We start from the raw sequence: 2,827 nt of genomic DNA on the forward strand, positions 1-2,827 counted from the left end.
AATGAGTAGATTAGCAAGATCGCGCGGTAATTTACTCTGCGCCATGGCCATCAATTCGTTATACTTAGCGACATTCACTTGCGTCGACAAATATTTTCGGTGACCTATGACTTTACATGTAATCAAACATCCTCTGGTTCAGCACAAACTTGGCTTAATGCGCACTCAAGATATTAGTACCAAAGCATTTCGTGAGCTGGCCAACGAATTAGGCAATCTACTGACCTACGAGGCAACCAAAGATTTGCAGTTGGAGACTCACCAAATCCAAAGTTGGAGCGGGGATACGATCGAGGTTGAACAGATTAAAGGTAAGAAAATTACCATTGTGCCAATTTTACGTGCGGGTCTCGGTATGCTCGACGGCGTCCAGCAATTGATTCCCAGTGCAAAGGTTAGTGTGGTCGGGTTATATCGCGACGAAACAACGCTAGAGCCTGTGCCTTACTATGAAAAGTTTGCTAGCAATCTTGATGAGCGCACGGCTTTGGTGGTCGACCCCATGTTAGCCACTGGCGGTACCATGGTCGCTACCCTCGACATGTTAAAAAAGCATGGTTGTAAAGAAATTCGAGTGTTAGTGCTGGTTGCCGCGCCAGAGGGTGTAAAGCGGGTTCTCGATGCGCATCCTGATATTACGATTTATGCAGCGGCTCTTGATCAGCGTTTGAATGAGCATGGCTATATTTTACCCGGCCTCGGCGACGCCGGTGATAAGATCTTTGGTACCAAATAATATGCTACACTCCCGCCTTTGGTGAGTTGTTTTTGGAAGGAATGAAAAGATAATGGCTCAGTATATCTACAGTATGTTGCGCGTCAGCAAAGTGGTCCCGCCGAAGCGCACAATTTTGAAAGATATTTCGTTAAGTTTTTTCCCGGGTGCTAAAATCGGTGTTCTCGGTCTCAATGGCGCTGGTAAGTCAACGCTCTTGCGGATTATGGCAGGCGTTGATACTGAATTTGAAGGTGAAGCGCGCCCACTAGCTGGCATCAAAATTGGTTATTTACCGCAGGAACCGCAGCTGGATCCGAACCAAACGGTTCGCGAAGCCGTGGAAGAAGCGTTGGCGGATGTGAAGAACGCGTTGACCGAGCTTGATGCAGTTTATGCTGCGTACGCGGAAGAAGATGCAGACTTTGACGCGTTAGCGAAACGCCAAGGTGAACTAGAAGCGATTTTACAGGCACACGACGGCCATAACCTTGATAACGCATTAGAGCGTGCAGCGGATGCTCTGCGTTTACCGCCTTGGGATGCAAAAATCGAACACTTGTCGGGTGGTGAACGCCGCCGTGTTGCGATTTGCCGATTGTTGTTAGAAAAGCCGGACATGTTGCTCCTCGACGAACCAACTAACCACCTTGACGCTGAGTCTGTCGCGTGGCTTGAACGCTTCCTGCATGACTATGAAGGCACCGTGGTTGCGATTACCCATGATCGTTATTTCCTTGATAACGTGGCGGGCTGGATTCTTGAACTTGACCGTGGCTATGGTATTCCGTGGGAAGGAAATTACTCAAGTTGGCTGGAACAAAAAGAAGCCCGTTTAGAACATGAAGAACGGTCAGAAGCGGCACGCCAGAAATCGATTAAGAAAGAGTTGGAGTGGGTTCGTCAAAACCCGAAAGGACGTCAGGCGAAGAGTAAAGCACGTCTTAACCGCTTTGAAGAACTGCAGTCAGGCGATTATCAAGAGCGTAACGAGACCAATGAGCTTTATATTCCACCGGGGCCACGCCTTGGCGATAAAGTGCTGGAAGTCAATGGCTTGAAAAAGAGCTATGGCGACCGTTTGCTGATTGATGACCTAACCTTCAGTATGCCAAAAGGCGCTATCGTCGGCATTATCGGTCCAAACGGTGCGGGTAAATCGACACTATTTCGGATGATTTCAGGCAAAGAACAACCAGACGCCGGCACAATTGAAGTTGGCGAGACCGTGCATCTGGCTTCGGTTGATCAGTTCCGTGATGACATGGACAACAAAAAGACGGTTTGGGAAGAAGTTTCCGATGGTCAAGATATTTTGCGCATCGGTACCTATGAAATTCCGAGCCGAGCGTATGTCGGCCGTTTTAATTTCCGTGGTAACGACCAACAAAAACGGATTGGCGAATTGTCGGGTGGTGAACGCAACCGTGTTCATTTAGCGAAACTATTAAAAGCGGGCGGCAACCTGCTTTTACTCGATGAGCCGACCAACGACCTTGATGTGGAAACGTTGCGTGCGCTTGAAGAAGCCTTGCTTGAGTTCCCAGGCGCGGCACTGGTCATCTCGCATGACCGCTGGTTCCTTGACCGCATTGCAACCCATATCCTTGATTACCGTGATGAAGGTAAAGTGACTTTCTATGAAGGTAACTACTCGGAATATGAAGACTACATGAAGAAAACGTTTGGCTCTGATGCGATGGAGCCACACCGCGTGAAATATAAGAAAATCACCAAGTAACGGGTTGTTGGAAAAAGCCAGGACTTGCCAAGGTTCTGGGGAAAGGCGATTGAACGGGTATCGGATGTGATGCCGGTGCAAGTGATCTCGCGCAATGAGATCGCTCGCCTTCAGGGTGGCTCTGTCATCCCATTGCTCCGGCAGGTGGCTGGCGCAGATATTACCTCAACCGGCTTGTTTGGCGGGCAAACGAGTATCATGATGCAAGGCGGTTCGAGCTCGCATGTTTTAGTTTTGATTGATGGTCAGCCGATCACCAGTCCGACTTTAGGGACGGCTTCGTTACAAAACTTGCACCCAGACGATATTGAGCGCATCGAAATTACTCGTGGCGCCCGCGCATCGACCTATGGTGGCAATAGTATGGCGGG

Annotated in this window: 3 protein-coding genes; all 3 read left to right on the plus strand. The window is 49.2% G+C overall.

All coding sequences use genetic code 11. The annotated features are described in order from the left end of the window. Positions 1-106 precede the first annotated feature (106 nt). Positions 107-736 carry a uracil phosphoribosyltransferase gene (gene upp, locus J5F18_RS16230; protein ID WP_346299582.1) on the plus strand — a complete coding sequence of 210 codons (630 nt, stop codon included), beginning with the start codon at positions 107-109 and terminating at the stop codon, positions 734-736. A gap of 52 nt (positions 737-788) precedes the next feature. After that, the gene (ettA, locus tag J5F18_RS16235; RefSeq protein ID WP_346299583.1) at positions 789-2,456 is read left to right on the plus strand and encodes an energy-dependent translational throttle protein EttA; all 1,668 of its coding nucleotides are present in this window, start codon (positions 789-791) and stop codon (positions 2,454-2,456) included. A gap of 75 nt (positions 2,457-2,531) precedes the next feature. After that, positions 2,532-2,827: TonB-dependent receptor plug domain-containing protein (locus J5F18_RS16240; RefSeq protein WP_346299584.1), on the plus strand; the 296-nt coding region annotated here is incomplete at its 3' end.

The sequence above is a fragment of the Halomonas sp. BM-2019 genome (assembly GCF_017584085.1).